25 protein-coding genes are annotated in these 20276 nt (G+C 72.0%); 10 read left to right on the top strand and 15 right to left on the bottom strand.

Annotated features, from left to right (window positions below):
* The first annotated feature begins 53 nt into the window (after positions 1 to 53).
* On the top strand, positions 54 to 455 hold the full coding sequence (locus tag ACZ6CL_RS00825) for a VOC family protein (protein WP_468929431.1): 402 nt from the start codon (positions 54 to 56) through the stop codon (positions 453 to 455).
* A gap of 90 nt (positions 456 to 545) precedes the next feature.
* On the opposite strand, the gene ACZ6CL_RS00830 is transcribed toward ACZ6CL_RS00825, so the two are convergent.
* Together ACZ6CL_RS00830 and ACZ6CL_RS00835 are read right to left on the bottom strand one after the other, a co-directional pair.
* Positions 546 to 1028 carry a nuclear transport factor 2 family protein gene (locus tag ACZ6CL_RS00830; RefSeq protein ID WP_468929433.1) on the bottom strand — a complete coding sequence of 161 codons (483 nt, stop codon included), beginning with the start codon at positions 1026 to 1028 and terminating at the stop codon, positions 546 to 548.
* A 282-nt stretch (positions 1029 to 1310) separates the two neighbouring features.
* Positions 1311 to 2324, bottom strand: coding sequence for an NADP-dependent oxidoreductase (locus ACZ6CL_RS00835; RefSeq protein WP_468929436.1), 1014 nt, complete (start codon positions 2322 to 2324; stop codon positions 1311 to 1313).
* A gap of 112 nt (positions 2325 to 2436) precedes the next feature.
* Here ACZ6CL_RS00835 and ACZ6CL_RS00840 point away from each other — a divergent pair, with 112 nt between their 5' ends.
* A complete protein-coding gene (locus ACZ6CL_RS00840; RefSeq protein WP_468929438.1) occupies positions 2437 to 3030 on the top strand; it encodes a TetR/AcrR family transcriptional regulator in 594 nt (197 codons plus the stop codon).
* Positions 3031 to 3207: 177 nt separating this feature from the next.
* Here ACZ6CL_RS00840 and ACZ6CL_RS00845 read toward each other — a convergent pair whose 3' ends face one another.
* Both ACZ6CL_RS00845 and ACZ6CL_RS00850 read right to left on the bottom strand, forming a co-directional pair.
* Positions 3208 to 3411, bottom strand: coding sequence for a DUF397 domain-containing protein (locus ACZ6CL_RS00845; RefSeq protein WP_468929441.1), 204 nt, complete (start codon positions 3409 to 3411; stop codon positions 3208 to 3210).
* Between the two features lie 13 nt (positions 3412 to 3424).
* Positions 3425 to 4279, bottom strand: coding sequence for a helix-turn-helix domain-containing protein (locus ACZ6CL_RS00850; protein ID WP_468929443.1), 855 nt, complete (start codon positions 4277 to 4279; stop codon positions 3425 to 3427).
* A gap of 151 nt (positions 4280 to 4430) precedes the next feature.
* Here ACZ6CL_RS00850 and ACZ6CL_RS00855 point away from each other — a divergent pair, with 151 nt between their 5' ends.
* Positions 4431 to 4787 carry a hypothetical protein gene (locus tag ACZ6CL_RS00855; protein WP_468929445.1) on the top strand — a complete coding sequence of 119 codons (357 nt, stop codon included), beginning with the start codon at positions 4431 to 4433 and terminating at the stop codon, positions 4785 to 4787.
* Positions 4788 to 5206: 419 nt separating this feature from the next.
* The gene (locus ACZ6CL_RS00860; RefSeq protein ID WP_468929447.1) at positions 5207 to 5674 is read left to right on the top strand and encodes a hypothetical protein; all 468 of its coding nucleotides are present in this window, start codon (positions 5207 to 5209) and stop codon (positions 5672 to 5674) included.
* Between the two features lie 278 nt (positions 5675 to 5952).
* Here the strand turns inward: ACZ6CL_RS00860 and ACZ6CL_RS00865 are convergent, their stop codons facing one another.
* From ACZ6CL_RS00865 to gvpO, 8 genes are read right to left on the bottom strand one after another with little or no spacing between them, the layout of a single operon-like run.
* Entirely contained in the window at positions 5953 to 6231 is a 279-nt protein-coding gene (locus ACZ6CL_RS00865) for a gas vesicle protein K (RefSeq protein WP_468929449.1), read from the bottom strand.
* A complete protein-coding gene (locus ACZ6CL_RS00870; RefSeq protein WP_468929451.1) occupies positions 6228 to 6452 on the bottom strand; it encodes a gas vesicle protein in 225 nt (74 codons plus the stop codon). The genes ACZ6CL_RS00865 and ACZ6CL_RS00870 overlap by 4 nt, the downstream gene beginning before the upstream one ends.
* Positions 6449 to 7213, bottom strand: coding sequence for a GvpL/GvpF family gas vesicle protein (locus ACZ6CL_RS00875; protein WP_468929453.1), 765 nt, complete (start codon positions 7211 to 7213; stop codon positions 6449 to 6451). Before ACZ6CL_RS00875 ends, ACZ6CL_RS00870 begins: the two co-directional genes overlap by 4 nt.
* A complete protein-coding gene (locus tag ACZ6CL_RS00880) occupies positions 7210 to 7545 on the bottom strand; it encodes a gas vesicle protein (protein ID WP_123107744.1) in 336 nt (111 codons plus the stop codon). The genes ACZ6CL_RS00875 and ACZ6CL_RS00880 overlap by 4 nt, the downstream gene beginning before the upstream one ends.
* Positions 7546 to 7564: 19 nt before the next feature.
* A complete protein-coding gene (locus tag ACZ6CL_RS00885) occupies positions 7565 to 7804 on the bottom strand; it encodes a gas vesicle protein GvpG (RefSeq protein ID WP_468929455.1) in 240 nt (79 codons plus the stop codon).
* Positions 7792 to 8544: a GvpL/GvpF family gas vesicle protein gene (locus ACZ6CL_RS00890; RefSeq protein WP_468929457.1), complete on the bottom strand. Its 753-nt coding sequence runs from the start codon at positions 8542 to 8544 to the stop codon at positions 7792 to 7794. Before ACZ6CL_RS00890 ends, ACZ6CL_RS00885 begins: the two co-directional genes overlap by 13 nt.
* A gap of 3 nt (positions 8545 to 8547) precedes the next feature.
* Positions 8548 to 9006 carry a gas vesicle protein GvpJ gene (gene gvpJ / locus ACZ6CL_RS00895; RefSeq protein ID WP_468929460.1) on the bottom strand — a complete coding sequence of 153 codons (459 nt, stop codon included), beginning with the start codon at positions 9004 to 9006 and terminating at the stop codon, positions 8548 to 8550.
* Positions 9007 to 9036: 30 nt separating this feature from the next.
* Positions 9037 to 9369, bottom strand: a complete 333-nt coding sequence (gene gvpO, locus ACZ6CL_RS00900) for a gas vesicle protein GvpO (protein WP_468929462.1) — start codon at positions 9367 to 9369, stop codon at positions 9037 to 9039.
* Positions 9370 to 9585: 216 nt separating this feature from the next.
* On the opposite strand from gvpO, the gene mfd reads away from it, so the two are divergent.
* From mfd to ACZ6CL_RS00915, 3 genes are all read left to right on the top strand, one after another.
* The gene (mfd, locus tag ACZ6CL_RS00905) at positions 9586 to 13122 is read left to right on the top strand and encodes a transcription-repair coupling factor (RefSeq protein WP_468929465.1); all 3537 of its coding nucleotides are present in this window, start codon (positions 9586 to 9588) and stop codon (positions 13120 to 13122) included.
* Positions 13123 to 13205: 83 nt separating this feature from the next.
* Positions 13206 to 13484 carry a hypothetical protein gene (locus ACZ6CL_RS00910; RefSeq protein ID WP_468929467.1) on the top strand — a complete coding sequence of 93 codons (279 nt, stop codon included), beginning with the start codon at positions 13206 to 13208 and terminating at the stop codon, positions 13482 to 13484.
* Entirely contained in the window at positions 13481 to 13876 is a 396-nt protein-coding gene (locus ACZ6CL_RS00915) for a type II toxin-antitoxin system VapC family toxin (RefSeq protein WP_468929470.1), read from the top strand. The genes ACZ6CL_RS00910 and ACZ6CL_RS00915 overlap by 4 nt, the downstream gene beginning before the upstream one ends.
* Before the next feature lie 341 nt (positions 13877 to 14217).
* On the opposite strand, the gene ACZ6CL_RS00920 is transcribed toward ACZ6CL_RS00915, so the two are convergent.
* On the bottom strand, positions 14218 to 15708 hold the full coding sequence (locus ACZ6CL_RS00920; protein WP_468929472.1) for a helix-turn-helix domain-containing protein: 1491 nt from the start codon (positions 15706 to 15708) through the stop codon (positions 14218 to 14220).
* Between the two features lie 69 nt (positions 15709 to 15777).
* On the opposite strand from ACZ6CL_RS00920, the gene ACZ6CL_RS00925 reads away from it, so the two are divergent.
* Complete coding sequence (locus tag ACZ6CL_RS00925) at positions 15778 to 16290, top strand: hypothetical protein (RefSeq protein ID WP_468929474.1); 513 nt, start codon at positions 15778 to 15780, stop codon at positions 16288 to 16290.
* A 118-nt stretch (positions 16291 to 16408) separates the two neighbouring features.
* The gene (locus ACZ6CL_RS00930; RefSeq protein ID WP_468929476.1) at positions 16409 to 16798 is read left to right on the top strand and encodes a DUF1330 domain-containing protein; all 390 of its coding nucleotides are present in this window, start codon (positions 16409 to 16411) and stop codon (positions 16796 to 16798) included.
* Here ACZ6CL_RS00930 and ACZ6CL_RS00935 read toward each other — a convergent pair.
* Positions 16780 to 18648 (bottom strand): gamma-glutamyltransferase family protein, encoded by a 1869-nt coding sequence (locus tag ACZ6CL_RS00935; RefSeq protein WP_468929479.1) that lies wholly within the window; start codon positions 18646 to 18648, stop codon positions 16780 to 16782. The genes ACZ6CL_RS00930 and ACZ6CL_RS00935 overlap by 19 nt on opposite strands.
* A 221-nt stretch (positions 18649 to 18869) precedes the next feature.
* Here ACZ6CL_RS00935 and ACZ6CL_RS00940 point away from each other — a divergent pair, with 221 nt between their 5' ends.
* Positions 18870 to 19256 (top strand): helix-turn-helix domain-containing protein, encoded by a 387-nt coding sequence (locus ACZ6CL_RS00940; RefSeq protein ID WP_468929481.1) that lies wholly within the window; start codon positions 18870 to 18872, stop codon positions 19254 to 19256.
* 29 nt (positions 19257 to 19285) lie between these two features.
* Here the strand turns inward: ACZ6CL_RS00940 and ACZ6CL_RS00945 are convergent, their stop codons facing one another.
* Entirely contained in the window at positions 19286 to 20173 is an 888-nt protein-coding gene (locus ACZ6CL_RS00945) for an alpha/beta fold hydrolase (RefSeq protein WP_468929483.1), read from the bottom strand.
* Positions 20174 to 20276 lie beyond the last annotated feature (103 nt).

Raw genomic sequence — 20276 nt, forward strand, 5'->3', positions numbered from 1 at the left:
CGCACTGCCTTCCGGTCATAACGGCAGAACCCATCACTACCAGGGAGGCCACCATGACCGATACCGACGCGAAGGGCACCCGGCTCACCGAGATCGGCCGGGTCGCCGTCACCGTCGCCGACCAGGACCGGGCGCTCGACTTCTACGTCAACACCCTCGGCTTCGAGAAGCGTGCCGACATCCCCTACGGCGACACGTACCGCTGGATCGAGGTGGGCCCCCAGGGCGCCCCGACCGGCATCGCGCTCGTCCTCCCGCGCGAGGGCCAGCAGGCGTCGGCCTACGCGACCGGCCTGATCCTCACCTCCGAGGACATCGACGCCGACCACGCCACCCTGCGCTCGCGCGGCGTCGACACCGACCCGGAGGTGCAGCGCTGGGGCGCCCCGATACCGCCGATGTTCAGCTTCCGCGACGCGGACGGCAACACGCTGATGGTCGTGGAGAACGGCTGAGCAGCCCGTCCCGCCGTGAGCCGGTCCGCTCAGGGGGCGGACCGGCTCGCGATCACAAATAGAGGCCCGGGCCTTGGCCAGTCGCGGGTTTCACGCGGCATTGTCCAGACCGACGAGCACCTTCGCGATACGCCACTCGCTTTCGGCGTGCCGCAGCGTGAACGTGTAGAAGCCGGTCGCGATCACGGTCGGGCTCCCGCCCGCGTTCGACGTCAGCATCAGGTAGGCCCACACCACTGCCGTGTCGGCCTCCGCACGGTGGAAGACCATGTTGACCAGGTTGTGCCTTCGCTGCTCGGTTTGCGCTTCCGTTGCCTCTCGCACCAAGCCGAGAATCGCCGCGCGTCCGATGAACGGGCCCTGCTCGACCTCATCGGCGATCGAGGCCGTCCAGGTGGCGTCCTCGGTCAGGGTGCCCTCCAACGCCACCAGATCTCCGTGATCCAGGGCGAAGGCGTGGCGCGCCAGCGTCCGCTGGACGGCGAACTGCTCTGCGGGGTCGAGGTTCACCTCCCCCGCCGGCGTTGTGTTGAGGTGGCTGCTTCCCCAGCCGAAAGCCGCAGTCGTCGTCATGTCGAACCTCGTTCGTGCTCGGTTGGTGAAAGATCGGGGCGCGCACTGCGACAGCGGCCACCCGGCGTGAGCTGAGGGCGGAGCGCGTGGCGTGAGCGGTGCGACCGTGTCGGCGATCTCCTGCGGCGAACCGAGCCGACCGCACGGGTCCGCTCGGTTCGCCGCGGCGGGAATCGCGGCCGCTTGGGCGCCACACGCGCCCCAAGCTCTCCGCGTCGGCGTCTCGATGGCCAGCGGTACCCCGAGGACGAGCGCCGGACGCGTTGGTGAAACGGCTCGTTCCTAGGCGACCGTGAGTACGATCTTGCCCTGGATGTGCCCTCGGGCGGCGCGTTCGTGCGCTGCGCGGGCGTCCGCGAGCGTAAACGTGCTGTCGATCGCGACGCGCAGCGTGCCCGCGTCGAGCAGGCGTCCCAGCTCGGCGAGCTGCGCGCCGTTCGAGCGAACCTGGGCGGCCGTGACCGTGACACCCAGCTCCGCGTTCTCCTCGTCGTCGAACTCGCCGAAGTACACCGGGTAGAGGGACCCGCCGCGCTTGATGGTGCGCAGGAAGCGCCTGCTGTTGGGGCCCCCGACGGTGTCCAGGACGAGATCGACGTCACGGGCGACTTCCTCGGGCCGTTCCTTGGTGTAGTCGATGAACTCGTCGGCGCCGAGCTCGCGCAGGAACGTCTCGTGGGTGCCGGAGGCCACGGCGATGACGCGGGCTCCCTTCCACTTGGCCAGCTGGAGAGCGAGGTGCCCCACGCCACCGGCAGCGCCGTTGATGAGCACCGTGGTCTCGCTGTCGAGTGCCATCGGGCGGTGCTGGGCCTCTTGGAACGGCGAGGGGTGGTCGTGCCCGAGTTCGATCAAGAACTGCCACGCCGTCAACCCCGACATGGGCAGGCCGGCGGCGTGCACGTGGTCGATGGCAGCCGGCTTGCGGGCGAGGTCGGTCGCCGGCGCGGTGACGTACTCGGCGTACGCACTGCCTTGGAGGGTGGTGGGGAAGCGCAGAAGTCCGGCCACCTCGTCTCCGGCCGCGAAGCCGGTGACGTCGGCGGCGACGGCTTCCACGACGCCTGAGACGTCGGTCCCCGGAATCAGGGGGAGATGGAACGGGGGCTTGAGCTCGGGAGGTACGTCGGGCATTCCCTCGCGTGCGTACCAGTCGGGAGGGTTGAGGCCGACCGCGTGCACGCGGATGAGCACCTCACCCGGTCCCGGTTCGGGAACCGGCGCCTCCTCGAAACGCAGCACCTCGGGGCCGCCGAACTCGTGCAGCCGGATCGCCCTCATGGTTTGTGTCGGCATCATTTTCTCCTGCCCGCGCTGCGGGATACGCTTATTCGGACCAGTGATCCATATATCCGGACCACTGATCCGAATATATGGACCAGTGGTCCGGATAGTCAAGGGGGGCCAGATGCGGGCCGACGCCAGGAAGAACCACGACCACCTACTCGCAGTCGCGGGTGCCGCCATCACCGAGCAAGGCGTCGACGTGGCGCTGCGCGACATCGCACGCAGGGCCGGCGTAGGGCTCGCGACGCTGCTCCGTCACTTCCCGACGCGCGAGGCACTGCTCGAGGCCTTGCTCCACACGAGCTTCGACGGGCTGACGGCAAGGGCGGACGAGCTCGAAACGTCGAGCTCACCCGAAGATGCTCTCGTTTCGTGGCTACGCGACTGCGTCGCGTGGACAACCGAGTACCGGGGCGTGACCGTGCTGATGGCAGCCGCCATCGACGACACCGAATCCGCACTCCACGCTTCGTGCGTCACCCTGCGCGCAGCCGGCACGCGACTCCTCGCCCGTGCCCAGGCCGCGGGCATGGCGCGGACCGACATTGATGGCACCGATTTTTTCGCACTGATCGCGGCGCTCGCGTGGCTCGGCGATCAACCCTCGCTCGCGCCGCGCGCCGATCACCTCTTCGAGATTGTCGCGAGCGCGATTCTGACGAGCGCGGGGAGCAGCGGCGCCGAGGGGGAACGCCGCCCTCGGACCCGTAGCTGAAATGGCCGCACGCTGACCAGCGGACTCGGCCGCGCGCTCGGCGGGGTGGGGTTCGTCGCCGAGTCGCGGCATCGTCCTGGGCGCTGGCGATGGACCACATGGACGGCATCGCCTCCACCCGCACCCGCAGGGCGGTGCGGAACCTGCGCCGCGACCTCGCCCCCTACCGCGCCCGCGCTAGCGGGTGGTGAGGTGGTCGAGGGCGCCTGCCTTGGCGGCGCGTATGAAGGTGTGGAAGGTGGCGGGGGTGGTGGCGAGGATGGTGTCGGGTGCGTCGCTCTCGCGGAGGTGGAGGGCGCCGTCGCGGTCGGTGCGTACGTAGACGCAGTTGCCCGCGTTCGGGCTGTGGGAGGACTTACGCCAGTTGTGGATGTCGGGCATATCGATTCCTTGGTCAGAGGTCCTGTGTGATCCGGCGGATTGCGTCGCGGGACTCCACCGGATCGAGGGCCGACGCCTCCATGCGGTCCACGACGTCCCGGTACCGGGCCAGTTGAGGTTGAGTATCCAGGAATTCGGAGCCGTGGTCTGAGTCGAGCTGAACGGTATCCAGGTGTGGCACCTCTCCGCCGACGTAGATGATGCCCTGACCCGAGATGGGAAAGATCCCGGTGCCGAACGGAATCACCTTCAGGGTGATGTTTTCCCGCTCGCTCATCTTGATCAGGTAGTCAAGCTGAGCGCGGGCCACCGCTGGGCCGCCGAAGCCCATGCGCAGCGCGGCCTCGTGGACCACTGCCGTCAGCGGCGTCGGCTGCTCCCCGTACAACACCGCCTGGCGTTTGATGCGGCAGGAGACGCGGTGTTCCACCTCGTGCAGGGCCAGCGAGGGCAGGGCGTCGCTCATCAGTGCGCGGGCATGTTCCGTGGTCTGGAGGACTCCGGGCATGTGGAAGACGGAGACGATTCGCAGGTGCGTCGCGTGGTGCTCCAGCTCGGCGAGTTCGAGCATGCTCGCGGGCAGGATGTCGCGGTACTCGTCCCACCAGCCCCGGGTCCACCCGCCCGTCATGCCCGCGAGCGCTTCGATCAGCGCCGCGTCCGTGCAGTCGTAGGCGCGAGCCATCGCCCGTACCCGGTCCGCGCTGACCGCGTAGGCGCCGGACTCGATGCTGCTGACGCGTGACTGCGACGAGCCGAGAAGCGCGCCCGCCTGTGTGGCGTTGAGGTCGGCCCGTTCGCGTAGCCGACGTAGCTCGGCACCGAGTCGTCGTTGCCGGATGGTCGGCGGAAGCTTGGTCCGGGCCATCGCGCTTTCCCTCTCGCTTGCATGGCTGTGCCGTCACCCAGACGAGGGGTGTTATGACGTATCCCATCGATTTCGTTGGCTGCATCATAGCTGCGCCCTATGGTGTAACTCATGCGCCACGTCAGGGCGTTGTTCTGCTCAACTCCTCCTCGTGACAGGAGACATCGATGGCCACGGTGTCCCCACAGAATTCCACCCCCGAGCCGTTCGATTTCGACCAAGAGGTGCGCTCGCTCGTCCTCGACACGACACCGCACCCCGACTCTTCGCCGTCGTCCAGGAATTCGCCCTGGAGAACCGCTGGCGGGATGCCGAGGTCGCGGCGTGGGGGACGGCGTACGAGGACGGGCGGGTGGACGTGCTCAGCGTCGACGGGCGGCGGAGGTTCAGCCTGCCCACGCCTGACCGGGCGATCCGGCACTTCGCGCTGCTGGGAGGCGTAACGGTACGGTTGGTGTGGCTCACGCCGTCTCGCGCCGCCACCTTCGATCCGGCCGAGGCGGCCTGACCGCTAGGGTTTTTCTGGTGGCTCTTGGACGGCGTCCCGGAGTCAGATGACGATCGGTGCAACTGTCAGAACGGTCACCTTGATCCCCCGTCGCCGCGGATAGGCCCAGCTCGCGTCGCCGAATCTGTAAGCCCGTCCAGCACACGTGCACCGCCCCTTTTGCCTGACTGCGCTGGGTGGTTGCGGTGGCATGAGTGGGCAGCGGCGGTGTTCGGTTCACGCGGGCTGGTTCCTTGACGAGCTGTGGGGCGTGGGTGGGCCGGGTGAAGTCACGCCACTCGTATCAGCAGGGCGACTCCTGGAACACTGCGCGGAATTTGACGAGCTATCCGCAAAAAAGCGGATGACAGGTGGAGGGCGGCTTGGCATCCTTCCTTTGCTTCGATCACTTCTGATGCGGAAGGGCTTACATGTCTAAGATGAGGAACCGTATCGCCACCCTGCTGGCTGCGACAGCCGTGATGGTCGGCGTCTCGCTCAGCTCCGGGGCGGGCACCGCCAGCGCGGCGATCTCCAAGCTCACCTTCAAGGTGAACGAATACGACGGCGGCAAGTCGGCGATCATCTACCTCTACGCCGACGGCAAGTACGCCGGATACGTGAACTGGAACGCGGACCCGGACAGCTTCGGCACCCCTGGGGACGCGCTGCGGGCACATGACGACACGGCCGACGGGTACGGTGTCAAAGGGCGCACCTATTACTACGACTGGTCGGGCGTCCCAGAGTACGAGCGCACGGCTTCGACATACGGACACTCCTCTCCTTACACGACCCCGTGGAAGACCGGGAACCTCCCCGAAAAGAGCGCCATAGGGTTGGAGGCATGTGTAGGGACCAGCTCGAAGGACATATGCATCTTCCAGGACAACCTGATCCGGGCGTAAGTGCGGTCGTCTGAGATTGTGGCGGCAGGGAGCAGTGGTTCCCCGCCGCCTGCCCTCACACAAGAAACGGCGGTGCCGGACAGCCCTCCGTGCCGCCAACAGCGCGTAAATGAAGGTCGACGACCACCGGACCCTGCTGTGGCGGACCGAGGAGGACCGTGCGCAGGATCTCGTGCGCACCCCGCTCGCTCTCCACTGCTGCGGGAGTCGATGAGCTGGTGGAAGAACTCCGCCTCGAAGTGGCTCCGGGACACCACCCAAGAGCCACCAGAAGAGCGCTAGTCGCGGGGGAGCAGGGTGCCCAGGGGGCCGAGGTCGAGGTTGAGGTCTTCCAGGGTCAGGCCGTGCTGGTCGCACAGCTCCGTCATCCGCTCGTCCAGGTGCATCAGCGTCGTGCCGATGCTGTCGATCTGGTCCTCGGTGAGACCGCCCGCGTCGATGCGGCGCAGGGCCTGGCGTTCCATCAGCTGGCGGAGGAGTTCGACCACCGTCAGGACGAGGGCGACCAGGTCGCGGCCCATCGCCTCGGGGTCGAGGTCGACGCGGGACGCGGTCACAGCGGGCCGCCGTCGGTCCAGGGGGCGGGGACGCGTTCGTTGACGGAGGAGAGCAGGGCGTGCAGGGACAGCCGGATGAGGGGGACTTCGGCGATGGCGATGACCAGGTCGCCGCTGACGACGACCCCGGTGGCGAGCACCCGGTCGAGGAGGTCGACGAGCGGCACGCCGATCGGGCCGTGGGCCTCGGCGGGGGCGGTGCCCCAGGCGGCGGTGGTCATCGGGCGGCCCCGGTGTCGGTGAAGGAGTACGGGGCCCAGGGGCCCGACAGCTCGATCTCGATCGCGGGTTCATCGCCGCGCAACGAGGCCAGGGCGGCGCGGAGTTCGCGGGCCCGGGTGGTGTCGAGGAGGTAGGCCGCGTTCAGGATGTGGGTGCGGTGGGGGCCCGTGACCTCGGGGCCGTGGGGGCGCAGGCGGCGGGTTGCTACGGCGAGGCCGCGTACGACCGTGTCCACGCGCTCGGCGGCCTGGAGGGCGGCGTTCTGGCGCTGTTCGCGGCCCTGGTGGCGGGTGCGGACTCGGTCGAGGTAGGCACGGCCGGTGTCCGCCTTGGCCGTTTCCCGGACGGGCGGAGGCGTCGCCGGGGCATACACCTTTACGCCCCATTCGGCGCGGCCCGCGAGCCGGTCGAGGGCGGCGAGGAAGGCCGTCTCCTGCTCGCGCAGCGCCTCGCGGACCCGTTCGTCGCCCCGGTAGAGGGTGGCGAGGGGGAGGGGGACGGTCGCGGTGACGGCCGAGACCGCCGTGATCACCTCGTGGTGGGCGCGGGCGCAGCGCTCCAGTTCGGCGCGGTCGGACAGGCGTCGGCGCAGGGCCTCTTCGGAGAAGTCCGCCTCGGGTACGTCCTGGACCACGGCGGTGAGCGGGCCTGCGGGCAGCGTACGGACGGGGCTGCCCGGGTCGAGTCCGGGCAGCTCCGTCGGCGTGGGGCCGTCGTGGGGTCGGCAGACGGCGTACGCGTAGGTCAGGGTGGCGGTCATGCGCCGTCGCCTCCCGCCGGGGCGGCCGCCGTCAGCTCGCCGGACTCGAAGGCGTCCAGCCGCTCCCGCAGCCGCGCGTTCTCCTCCGCGAGGGCGTCCCGCCTCGCGCGCGAGGACAGCGCGGGGTCGGTCTCCCACCAGTCGATCCCGGCCTTCCGCGCGGTGTCCACGGACGCGACGAACAGCCGCAGCCGGATGGTGAGCAGTTCGATGTCCAGGAGGTCGATCTTGATGTCCCCGGCGATGACGATGCCCTTGTCGAGGACACGTTCCAGGATCTCGGCGAGGTCGGACGTCGGCGGGCCGGTGGTCGGGGGCGGGGTGCACAGCAGGTCACGGTCGGTGTGGTGGTCAGCCACGGCGCGTCGTCCCTTGTTCCAGGAGGTCGAGGAGCCGGTCCTCTTCGCGGTCGAATGCGTCGGGGCCGATGGCGCCGGACTCCAGGGCCTCGTTCAGGGCGGCGAGCCGGGCCCGGACCACGGACGGGTGGCACAGCTCCCGTTCCGCGGCGTCCCGCAGGCACTCCGCGACCCACACCACGCCCCGCACCGGCGCCAGCGGGAGGAGCGCGATCTCGCTTAGCACGCCCATGCGGGCTCCACGAAGCTGTAGCAGGGCAGCGGCCCGGTCAGCCGCAGTTCGACATGGCCGCCGTGTTCGGTGGCGAGGCGGTCGACGGTGCTGCGGAAGCGGCCCGTCTCGGCGCGGGCGAGGAGGAAGGACGCGTTGAGGACGCAGCCCTCCACCTCCGGCCCGGCGACCCGCTCGTCCGCCACCTCCGACAGCTCGGCCAGTACGGCGGCGGCGGTGGCTGTGGCCCGGCGGGTCAGCCCCCGGGCCACGGCCTCGCCGAGCCGCAGGCTGGCCTCGTAGCCCGGATTGCGGCGGGCTTCGGCGCGCAGCCGGGCGACCTCGGGGTCCTCGTGCACCAGCGACCGCAGATCGCCCTGGGCGGGGACCGCCTTGAGGTTCATCTCGACCCGGCCGTCGACCCGGTGGAGGGCGGCGAGGCAGTCGCCGTGCGAGGACTCCAGCTGGCGCCGCACCATCTCCTCGTCGGGCGCGACCATCCCGAAGCGCATGGGCAGCACCGGCCCGTCCGCCGCGAGCGCCAGCGCCAGCTCCTGGTGGGCGAGGAGGTCGCGCCGCTTGGCGCGCAGCCCGGCCGGGGCGTCGCTGACGACGGCGGCCAGCTCACCGGCGCGCAGCGTGCGCAGCGGGGCGGGGTGTTCGCCGACGCCGGTGCGGCCGGGCGGGAGGACGCGGCGGGCGTGGACGACGCCGTAGACGTACACGCTGCGGGGCGCGGCGGGCGCGGCGCTCTCGGCCATGGGTCAGTCCTCCTCGGAGCGGCGGCGGGTGCGGGCGGGCGCGGCGCTGCCGGTGCGGCGGCGCGGACGGGGCTCCTCGTCCGATTCGGACTCGTCGTCGGCTCCGACCGCCCGCTTGACCTTCTCCTCCACGGCGCCGACCGCCTTCTTGGCCTTCCGCTTGCCGAGGCCCTGGGCCACCGCCCCCGCACCGCCCCCGCCGCCGAACAGCTCGGGGACGGTGCGGCTGGTGCGGTCGTGTTCGAGGTCGACGCGGTTGCAGGCCTCCGCGAAGCGCAGGTACGTGTCCACGCTCGCGACCACGATCCGGGCGTCGATCTTCAGGATCTCGATGCCGACCAGGGAGACCCTGACGAACACGTCGATCACCATGCCGCGGTCGAGGATCAGCTCCATGACGTCGTACAGGGTGCCCGCCCGCGGAACGCAGACGACTTCCTCGGTGTAGGTGGTGGGGGCCATGGTCGGACCGGGTCCTTTCAGCGGTGGGGCCTAGCAGTCGTCGGCCGCACCGCGCCGGTAGCGGCGGACCCTCCGGTACTCGCGCAGCTCGCCCCGCTCGTCGATGTCCACCTCGTAGGTGGCCAGCAGGCTCGTCGTATCGGGGATGCGGGAGACCTCCAGCACGTCCACGCTGACCCGCCAGCCGTCCTCGGTGCGCCGCACCGCGGACACCCCCTCGGTGGGGTGGGTGATCAGCGCGGCGAGCCGTTCGCAGGCGTGCCCGGCCGCCTGCTCGGGGCCGGGCTCGCGCTCCCGTTCCCGCGTCCTGCCGCGACTGGTCTCGGCGCCGGACGCGCGCCGCTCTCGCTCTGCCATGGGCATCAGTCTGTTCACAGCCCGTGGCGGTTCGCGCGCTGAGCTGGGCCAGATGCGGGCATGTCGGCGGACCGGAGGGGTGCGCCGGGGATCGTCCCGTATGACCGGACAAACCGCGCCCGGCGGAGGATGTCGGCGCGGGGCCGTACTCTGGAAGACCCCCGGCCCGTGCGACGTGTCGGGTGATTCGCGTTGTCCGCCTCCGGGATGGAATAGCCCTTTATGAGCCTCACCGGTCTGCTCGACGCCGTCGTACGGGACCCCGCGCTCGCCGAGGCGGTGCGCGGCGCCGCCGATGGAAACCGCCCTCATGTGGATCTGGTCGGCCCGCCCGCCGCCCGGCCCTTCGCCGTCGCCGCGCTGGCGCGCTCCGCCGGGCGGCCCGTGCTCGCGGTGACCGCCACCGGGCGGGAGGCCGAGGATCTGGCGGCCGCGCTGCGGTCGCTGCTGCCGCCGGACGGGGTGGTGGAGTATCCGTCGTGGGAGACGCTGCCGCACGAGCGGCTGTCCCCGCGGTCGGACACGGTGGGCCGCAGGCTCGCCGTGCTGCGCAGGCTCGCGCATCCGAGCGCGGACGATCCGGCCGCGGGGCCGGTGTCGGTCGTGGTGGCGCCGGTGCGCTCGGTGCTGCAGCCGCAGGTCAAGGGGCTCGGCGAGCTGGAGCCGGTGAGTCTGCGGGCCGGGCGGAGCGCCGATCTGGGGGAGGTCGTGGACGGGCTCGCGGCCGCCGCGTACTCCCGGGTGGAGCTGGTCGAGAAGCGCGGCGAGTTCGCCGTGCGCGGCGGCATCCTGGATGTCTTCCCGCCGACGGAGGAGCATCCGCTGCGGATCGAGTTCTGGGGCGACGACGTCGAGGAGATCCGTTACTTCAAGGTCGCGGACCAGCGGTCCCTGGAGGTCGCCGAGCACGGGCTGTGGGCCCCGCCCTGCCGGGAGCTGCTGCTGACCGACGACGTACGGGAGCGGGCCCGGGCCCTCGCGGAGGAGCACCCGGAGCTGGGCGAGCTGCTGGGCAAGATCGCCGAGGGTATCGCGGTCGAGGGCATGGAGTCCCTGGCCCCGGTGCTGGTCGACGACATGGAGCTGCTGCTGGACGTGATGCCCGCGGGCAGCATGGCGATGGTGTGCGACCCGGAGCGGGTGCGCACCCGGGCGGCGGACCTGGTGGCCACGTCGCAGGAGTTCCTGCAGGCGTCCTGGGCGGCCACGGCGGGCGGCGGGGAGGCCCCGATCGACGTGGGCGCGGCCTCGCTGTGGGGGCTGGTGGACGTCCGGGACCGGGCGCGCGAGCTGGGCATGATGTGGTGGTCGGTGAGCCCCTTCGCGGCCGACGCCGAGCGGGACGACGACACCCTGAAGCTCGGCATGCACGCCCCCGAGTCGTACCGCGGCGACACCGCCCGCGCGCTGGCCGACACCAAGGGCTGGCTCGCCGAGGGCTGGCGCGCGGTGTACGTCACCGAGGCCCACGGCCCGGCCTCGCGGACCGTCGAGGTGCTGAGCGGTGAGGGGATCGCGGCGCGGCTCGACGCGGATCTCGGCGAGATCAAGCCGTCCGTGGTGCACGTGGCGTGCGGTTCCATCGACTTCGGCTTCGTCGACCCCGGTCTGAAGCTGGCCGTCCTCACCGAGACTGACCTGTCCGGGCAGAAGGCGGCGGGCAAGGAGGGCGCGCGGATGCCCGCGCGCCGCCGTAAGACGATCGACCCGCTCACCCTGGAGGCGGGCGACTTCATCGTCCACGAGCAGCACGGCGTCGGCCGCTACATCGAGATGGTGCAGCGCACCGTGCAGGGCGCGACCCGCGAGTACCTGGTCGTCGAGTACGCCCCGGCCAAGCGCGGCCAGCCCGGCGACCGGCTCTACATCCCGACCGACCAGCTGGAGCAGATCACCAAGTACGTGGGCGGCGAGGCCCCCACGCTGCACCGGCTGGGCGGCGCCGACTGGACGAAGACCAAGGCGCGCGCGAAGAAGGCCGTCAAGGAGATCGCGGCCGATCTGATCAAGCTGTACTCGGCCCGGATGGCCGCCCCCGGCCACGCCTTCGGCGCCGATACGCCCTGGCAGCGCGAGCTGGAGGACGCGTTCCCGTACGCGGAGACGCCCGACCAGCTCACCACCATCGGCGAGGTCAAGGAGGACATGGAGAAGTCGGTCCCGATGGACCGGCTGATCTGCGGCGACGTCGGCTACGGCAAGACCGAGATCGCGGTGCGCGCCGCCTTCAAGGCGGTCCAGGACGGCAAGCAGGTCGCGGTCCTGGTGCCGACGACGCTCCTCGTCCAGCAGCACATGGGCACCTTCACCGAGCGGTACGGGCAGTTCCCGGTCGTGGTCAAGGCGCTGTCCCGGTTCCAGACGGACACCGAGGCGAAAGCCGTCCTGGAGGGGCTGCGGGAGGGTTCGGTGGACGTCGTCATCGGCACCCACCGGCTGTTCTCCTCCGAGACCAAGTTCAAGAACCTGGGCCTGGTCATCGTCGACGAGGAGCAGCGCTTCGGCGTCGAGCACAAGGAGCAGCTGAAGAAGCTCCGGGCCAACGTGGACGTGCTGACCATGTCCGCGACCCCCATCCCGCGCACCCTGGAGATGGCGGTCACCGGCATCCGCGAGATGTCCACGATCACCACCCCGCCGGAGGAGCGCCACCCGGTGCTGACCTTCGTCGGGCCGTACGAGCAGAAGCAGATCGGCGCGGCCATCCGCCGTGAGCTGCTGCGCGAGGGCCAGGTCTTCTACATCCACAACCGGGTCGAGTCCATCGACCGGGCCGCGGCCCGGCTCCGCGAGATCGTCCCCGAGGCGCGCATCGCCACCGCCCACGGCCAGATGTCGGAGGGCGCCCTGGAGCAGGTCGTGGTCGACTTCTGGGAGAAGAAGTTCGACGTCCTGGTCTCCACGACGATCGTCGAGTCCGGCATCGACATCTCCAACGCCAACACCCTCATCGTCGAGCGCGGCGACAACTTCGGCCTCTCCCAGCTGCACCAGCTGCGCGGCCGGGTCGGGCGAGGGCGCGAGCGCGGCTACGCGTACTTCCTCTACCCGCCGGAGAAGCCGCTCACCGAGACGGCCCACGAGCGGCTGGCCACCATCGCCCAGCACACCGAGATGGGCGCGGGCATGTACGTGGCGATGAAGGACCTGGAGATCCGCGGCGCGGGCAATCTGCTCGGCGGCGAACAGTCCGGCCACATCGCGGGCGTCGGCTTCGACCTGTACGTACGGATGGTCGGCGAGGCCGTCGCCGACTACCGGGCCACGCTGGAGGCGGACGGCGGCGAGGTGGAGGAAGCGCCGCTGGAGGTCAAGATCGAGCTTCCGGTCGACGCGCACGTCCCGCACGACTACGCGCCGGGCGAGCGGCTGCGGCTCCAGGCGTACCGCGCCATCGCCTCGGCCAACGGCGAGGACGACATCCGCGCCGTCCGCGAGGAGCTGACCGACCGCTACGGGCCGCTGCCCGAGCCGGTGGAAAACCTCCTCCTGGTCGCGGGCCTGCGGCTGCTGGCCCGCTCCTGCGGCGTCGCCGACATCACGCTCCAGGGCTCCAACATCCGCTTCGGTCCGGTGGAGCTGCGCGAGTCCCAGGAGCTGCGGCTGAAGCGGCTCTATCAGCGAGCGATCGTCAAGCCCGCCACCCAGCAGGTCCTGGTCCCCCGCCCCGCGACGGCCCGCATCGGCGGAAAGCCGCTGGTCGGGCGGGACCTGCTGGCGTGGACGGGGGAGTTTTTGACGACGATCCTGGGGTCGTGAGGGTCGCGCTCACCGGAGCGTGACGGGCGCGTTCCCGGGGAACCGGCTTGCTTGCGGCGCGACCGTGCATGGAAAATGCATGCATGGTGGCTCTGCAGATTCGGGATGTGCCGGACGAGGTCCGCGACATACTGGCCGACCGGGCGCGCCAGCTCGGCCAGTCGCTCCAGGGGTATCTCCTGGAACTGGTCAAGAGCGAGGCGGAACGGGCGGGCAACGTCGCGTTGCTGCAGCGGTTCGAGGACCGTGACGACGGTGCCGCGAGCACCATGGCGGACACCGTGCGCGAGCGGGACGTGGAGCGTGCCGCACGTGATGCCCAGCTCGGTCTCCCGGCGGACGGGCCGGGGGCGGCCACGTGATCATCGTGGATGCGAGCGTGCTCACCGAGGCGCTCACGGGGGACGGGGTCGCGGGGAAGGCGGCCCGCGCGCGTCTCGCCCAGGACCCGCACTGGGCCGCGCCCAGCCACCTCGTCGTCGAGACCTTCCACGCCGTACGCGGCCGGCTCCTCGGCGGGAAGATCAGCCAGGCCCGGGCCGAGGACGCCGTGGCGGCCCTGACCGGAGCGTCGATCGAGGCGATCGGCATCCAGCCGCTGCTCATACGGATGTGGGAACTGCGCGGCAACGTCTCCGGCTACGACGCCGCGTACATCGCCGCCGCCGAGGCGTACCGGGCGCCGCTGATCACCGGCGACGCCCGGCTGAGCCGCTGCACCGTGGCGCGCTGCGCGATCGAGGTCATCGGCTGAGAGGCCACCGGGCACGCGGTACGGATCACGGCGGGACCGGACCGCACTGGGACAGGGCCGGACGCCACGCGACACCCCCGTGATCGCGTGGCGTCCGTCCCCGGATCGGAAGAGGCCGGGGCGGCCGCGGCATGGTGGGTCCGGCGGGCGGGCCGGATCGCGGAGCCGTGCGGTGGAGGGGAATCCGCGGGTACGGCTCTGAGGGGAGGCGGGGTGGGTTCCGGAGCGGCCGCCGGGCTCAAGGAGACAGTAGGCGCGGGCGGCCGGGGCGGCGAGGAACGAAGTGCACAGTGACGACCCCGTTCGGTTGCCGTTCGAACGGTGACCCGGGAGCGGTCGGCTCAGAGGTCGCCCAACGCCCGCATCGCCAGCCACAGTTCATGCTTCGCGCTCGGCGCGCTCAGCAGCGACCGCCCGAGCGCGTCCTCGGCCCTGAGCAGCCGCTTCCGGGTCCCGGGCAGCGAGATCCCAAGGGCTGAGGCGGTCGCGGGCAGCCGGGCGTCGGCGCGCAGCCAGGCCCGTATCGTCTCGGGACCGGCCGTCAGCTTCGCCTGCTCCAGCGGCCGCAGCTGGGCCCGCGCCCAGACCGTTGCGGCGGGCGCGGACAGCAGCCCGTCGAGGGTGGCCGGGTGCCCGGCCGGGGCCGTGGCGCGGGGCGCCTGGTGCAGCCGCAGCGCGAGCCAGGCGGCCGACTGGGCGGCCAGGCTGTGGCTGACGTCCACCCCGAGCAGGTCGTCGAGATGGCGCATCCGCGCGGCCAGCGTATTGCGGTGGATCTTGAGGTGGCGGCTGGCCGCGCTGCCGAAGCTGAGCCACGAGCCGAGGGTGCCGAGCAGTTCCGCCGGGCCGGGGTCGGCGCGGCGGGTCGGCGCGTACTCCAGGCACGGCCCCAGCAACTCGCCCGCCCAGGCGTGCCCCTCCGGGCTCGCCAGCACCGTCACATCGCTGTGCCCGCCGAAACCGGCGGACCGCTGCGGGGCGTTACGGGCCACCGCCAGGGCGTGGAAGGCCTGCTCGTAGCCGACCGGGGTGTCCCGCAGCGCGATCTCCGCGCTCACCCCGACCCGGCACTCCGGCTCCTGCCGGATGATCAGCCGGTCCAGTGGCTCGCCGTCCGCCGCGACCCGCTCGCCCTGCGACGGGACCAGCGAGATGAGGTGGTTGGGCCGCACCGGACACGGCACGACCCACGCCCGGCCGCGCCCCACGTCATGGATCCGCTCCGCGATCTCGTGCCGCCGGTCGATCGGGCACTCGATCACATACACCCGTACCACGGCGGGCAGTGCCGGGCGCAGCGCGGCGGCGATGCGCTGCGCCGCGGGCAGGCTGCCGACCATGAGCAGATGCAGCACCGCCTCCCGGCTGTGCGCCTCGGCCGACTCGACGCGGCGCCGCGCCCGTTCGGCCTCGTCGGCCCGCCAGCACAGGCCGAGGGTGCTGGACGCGTCGGCGAGCAGCACCCCGCAGCGCGGCGCGGTGGGCGCGACGACCGCCAGATACGGCGCCGGGCCACGGAACTCCGCGGACCCCAGCGACACCAGGTGCACCGGGCGCGCCTCGCCCCCGCCGAGTACCCCGGACGCCGCGCCGCGGCGGTGCAGCGCGACGGCCGCCTCGGCGGCGAGCCGCCGCAGCGACGCGGGCGGCGGCGGGTTGTCCGCCGTGGCCAGCACGGAGCCGTCCGTTCCGACGAGCAGGGCGGGGCCCCCGGTGCGCCGGGTGAGCCACCCGAGCATGGCCCGTACCGCCCCGCGCCGGGCGGAGAGCCGGGCGAGGGCGAGTACGTCGTCGGCGCGTTCGGCTCGCGCGTCGGAGGGCGAAGGTGGCATGAACCGCACCTTAGTGCCGCCGGTCCGGCCCCGGAGAGGCCCCTTTCGGCGGCCGTTAGGGTCTGTGGCGTGACCGCCGTCCTCGCCGCCATGATCACCGCCGTCGTCGGTGTCCTCGGCACGCTCTTCGCGCCCCTGCTGCACCAGCGGTTGACGGCGCGTCAGCGCGCGGAGGAGGTCCGTACGGAGGACCGCCGCCGCCGTTTCGAGGAGCGCCGGGCCGCCTACACCGCCATGAACCGCGCCTCCCGGCAGTTCCACACCCTCCTCAAGGACGCGCTGCACCGCATCCGGGACGGCGTCTACACGGACGACGACCGCGACCGGCTGGAGGAGGCCCGGCGCGACTACCGGGACCGCTACGCCGAGGCGCAGATGATCGTCCCCGAACGGGTCCTCACCGCGTCCCGCGACCTGAACACGGTCCTCGCCGGTATCGACGCGATGGCCAAGCGCATCGACCGGGGGCTGCCGAGGGAGGGGGAGACCGCCGGGGCCGCCCTGCTCGAACTGAAGGACGCCGAACCCCGGCTGTCGGCGATGCGGCGCGTCATGCGCGAGGACCTGGGGCTCACGGACTGAGGACCCGCCGCCTGACGCGCGGCTTTACGTCCGGGGTAATCGACGGTTTCCCCGGGCCGCGCGAGGGTGGTGCCACACCGGCGGTCCCACGACAGCCGCCGCGCACCCGGGAGGAACCGTGCCCGCTTACGCCCTGGCCCACCTGCGAGACCGCGCCCCGCACCCGGACATCATCACGTACCTGGAGCGCATCCAGCCGACCCTCGACCCCTTCCACGGCCGGTTCGTCATCCACGGCGGCCGGACGGACGTCGTGGAGGGGGAGTGGCCGGGGAGCGTGGTCCTGATCGAGTTCCCGGACCTGGGGCAGGCCCGGGAGTGGTACGCGTCGCCCGCGTACCAGGACATCCTGCCGCTGCGGACGGACCACATCGACGGGAACGTGATCCTCGTGGAGGGCGTGGGCCCGGACTACGACCCGGCCGAGCGCGTCGCCAAGCTCCTCGCGGCGGACGCCCCCGGGTACGGAGCGGACCAAGCCGACGCGGCTCAGCGGCCCACCGCGTAACCCTGGGCGCCGCGCGGGTTGGCCCCGGCCAGCAGCAGCCCCGTCTCCGGGTCGCGCGCCACCGCGCACAGCCGCCCCTCCGACCACGGCCCGCCCACCACCACGTCGTGGCCGCGCCGCCGCAGTTCCGCCACCGCGGGCTCGCCGATGCGCGACTCCACGACCACCCGGCCCGCCGTCATCGCGCGGGGGTGGAAGGAGCCGGGGAAGCTCTCCTGGTGCCAGTTGGGGGCGTCGATCGCGCCCTGGAGGTCGAGCCCGGAGCGTACGGCCGCGCCGCGCAGCGCGACGCTCACGAAGAAGTGCAGGCTCCACTGGTCCTGCTGGTCGCCGCCCGGGGTGCCGAAGGCGAGGACCGGGGTGTCGCCGCGCAGCGCGAGCGACGGGGTGAGGGTGGTGCGCGGGCGGCGGCCTGGGGCCAGGGAGCCTGGCAGGCCGGGGTCCAGCCAGGCCATCTGGAGCCGGGTGCCGAGCGGGAAGCCGAGCGCGGGGATGACCGGGTTGGACTGCAGCCAGCCCCCGCTGGGGGTGGCGGCGACCATGTTGCCCCAGCGGTCGACGACATCGAGGTGGCAGGTGTCGCCCCGGGTGGCGCCATCGGCGCCGACGGCCGGTTCGCCCCCGACGGCCGGTTCGCCCCCGACCGTTGGCGCGCCGCCGACCGTCGGCTCCCCGCTTCCTGGCGCGGCGACCGGCCCGGTGGCCCCGGTCGCCGCGCGGGCGGCGGCGGCCAGCGCCTGCCTGCTCAGCCGGGGTTCGCGGCCGCCGGGGTGCCCCGGGCGCAGCTCGTACGAGGCGTGCTCGCCCACCAGCGCCCGCCGCGCGTCGTTGTACGGGCGGGAGAGCAGATCGGCGAGCGGTACATCCGCGTCGGCGTCCCCGTACCAGGCCTCCCGGTCGGCCATGGCCAGCTTGCTGCCCTCGATGAGGGTGTGCAGAGCGTCGGGCGTGCCCAGGTCGGCGGCGGTCAGCCCGTCCGGCAGCAGGGCGAGTTGCTGGAGGAAGACCGGCCCCTGGGTCCACGGCCCGGCCTTGCAGACCGTCCAGCCGTTCCAGGTGTACTGGACGGGGTCCTCGTACGTGGCCGCGAACCTGGCCAGGTCGTCGCCGGTGAGCGTGCCCGCGTGGCGTTCCCCGGAGGAGTCCATGGCGGGCCGGGCCGCGGCGGCGGCCAGTTCCTCGGCGATGAAGCCCTCGCGCCACACCCGGCGGGCCGCCTCGATCTGCGCCTCCCGCCCCGGACCGGCCGCCTCCGCCTCGGTGATGAGCCGCCGCCAGGTGGCGGCCAGCGCGGGGTTGGTGAGCAGCCGCCCGGCGGCGGGCGACCGGCCGCCCGGCAGATACAGCTCGGCGGAGGTCGTCCACTCCGTCTCGAACAGCTCCCGTACGGTCTCGACCGTCTCGCCGATCCGCTCGACCGCGGGATGGCCGTGTTCGGCGTACCCGATCGCGTACCGCAGCACCTCGGCGAGGTGCCGCGTCCCGTGGTCGCGCAGCAGCAGCATCCAGGCGTCGAAGGCGCCGGGGACCGCCGCGGCCAGCGGGCCGGTGCCGGGCACCAGGTCGAGGCCGAGGCCGGTGTAGTGGCCGATGGTGGCTCCGGCGGGCGCCGGGCCCTGCCCGCACAGCACGGTGGGCGGGGAGCCCGCCGGGGCGAGGATGACCGGCACCTCACCGGCGGGCCCGTTCAGGTGCGGCTCGACGACGTGCAGGACGAACCCGGCGGCGACGGCCGCGTCGAAGGCGTTGCCGCCGTCCTCCAGGACGGCCATGGCGGACTGCGAGGCCAGCCAGTGCGTGGACGACACCATGCCGTAGGTGCCCTGGAGGGTGGGCCGGGTGGTGAACATGCAGCTCCCTGAGGGTGGCGGCCGGGGTGCGGCCCAGCATCGCCCACGACCCGCGCACCGGTCCATGGTGCGATCAGGACGCCGTGCGGGCGTGTCCCCAGGACGTGTGCGGGGGCGTGATCCTCTCGACACGCGGTCGGCGGCGCGCCGTCAAGGGGCGTTTCGCCACAGGCAGAGCGGACTCGGCTGACGGGCGGGCGGGGCGCTTCTACGCTGAGGGGATGAGCAGCCACGAGCCGAAGCCAGCGCGCGTCATCCCCCTGCGGCCCGTCCCCGCCGACCGGGAACCCCTCTGGCGGGACGTCGTCGGGGACGTGCTGCGGCGGGAGCGGCTGGCGCAGCGGCGGACGCTCAAGGACGTGGCCGAGGCCGCGCGGATCTCGATGCCGTACCTCTCCGAGCTGGAGCGGGGCCGCAAGGAGGCTTCATCCGAAGTCCTCGCGGCCGCCGCTCGCGCCCTCGGTCTCGGGCTGGCCGATCTGCTCGCGCTGGCCCACCGCGACATCATCCGGCTGTCGGGGGCGCGGGCGGTCAGGACCGCCGCCACCGCCCCGCAGGCGCGGCTGACGTCACATCAGGGCGAGGCCCGTCTGCGGCTCGCTGCCTAGGGGGTGTCCGGCGGACCTTCCGTTCGAGGTCAGCTCCAGCGCTTCACGAAATCGATCGCCGCGGAGTCGACCTCCTCGGGGTGCGAGGCGCTCAGGAAGTGCTGCCCGCCCTCGATGATTTCCAGGCGCGCCTCGGGGGAGTGGGTGAACATCCCGATCTCCTCTTGGGCGTTCGCCACGGAATACACCTGGTCCGCGGTGCCGTGCAGCCACAGGACGGGGCAGCGGACCTCGTCGAGCCTGCCGTGGAGCCCGTCGCGGTCGCGCAGGTTCACCGTGCTGAGGCGCAGCCGGTGGCGCCCGGCGTCACCGGCGTAGTTGGCGCGGTAGGCGGCGATCCACAGCTCGCGCTCCTCGCCCGAGACGCCGCCCAGGGCCGCGTCGAACACGTCGTCCACGAACTGGTCCGGCACGACCCAGTCCTCGTCGACCGGCTCGGCGAAGGCGTCGACGACCGGCGTGTTGAACGCGACCCCGTCCCAGCACCCCAGGTCGCGGCTGCGCTGGCTCTCGTAGTCCATCGACGTGCCGAGCGCCATGACGCCCTTCACGACGTCCGGGGCGAGCAGCGCCATGCGGACCGCCACCCAGCCGCCTTGCGAGGTACCCAGCACGAAGGCCTCGCGGATCCCGAGGGCCTCCAGGACCTGCAGGTTCGCGATCGCGCTGTCCCAGAAGGTGAAGTGCGGGTAGGTGGCCCTCGTACGGCCGTGCCCGTAGGGCTCCAGGGCGAGCAGGTTGACCGCGGACCCGAGCGCCGGGTCGGCGAACTGCGGCCGGTACAGCTCGGCCGAGGTGGTGTACGAGTTGATGAGGACGAGCGTCGGGAGCGCGGGGTCGTACGGCTTGGCGAAGGTGTATCCGACGGTCGACCCGCCCAGGTGGGGTATCTCGACGGTCTGCTCAATCTTGCTCATCCATGACTCCTAAAGTCGCATGAGACGTTCAAATCAAGGCTGCAAGCGCAATTCAGGATGAGCGATGACCGGAAGTTCAAAGAAATTTGACTGGCCGTCCGGA

This window comes from Streptomyces sp. NPDC041200 (genome assembly GCF_055591805.1).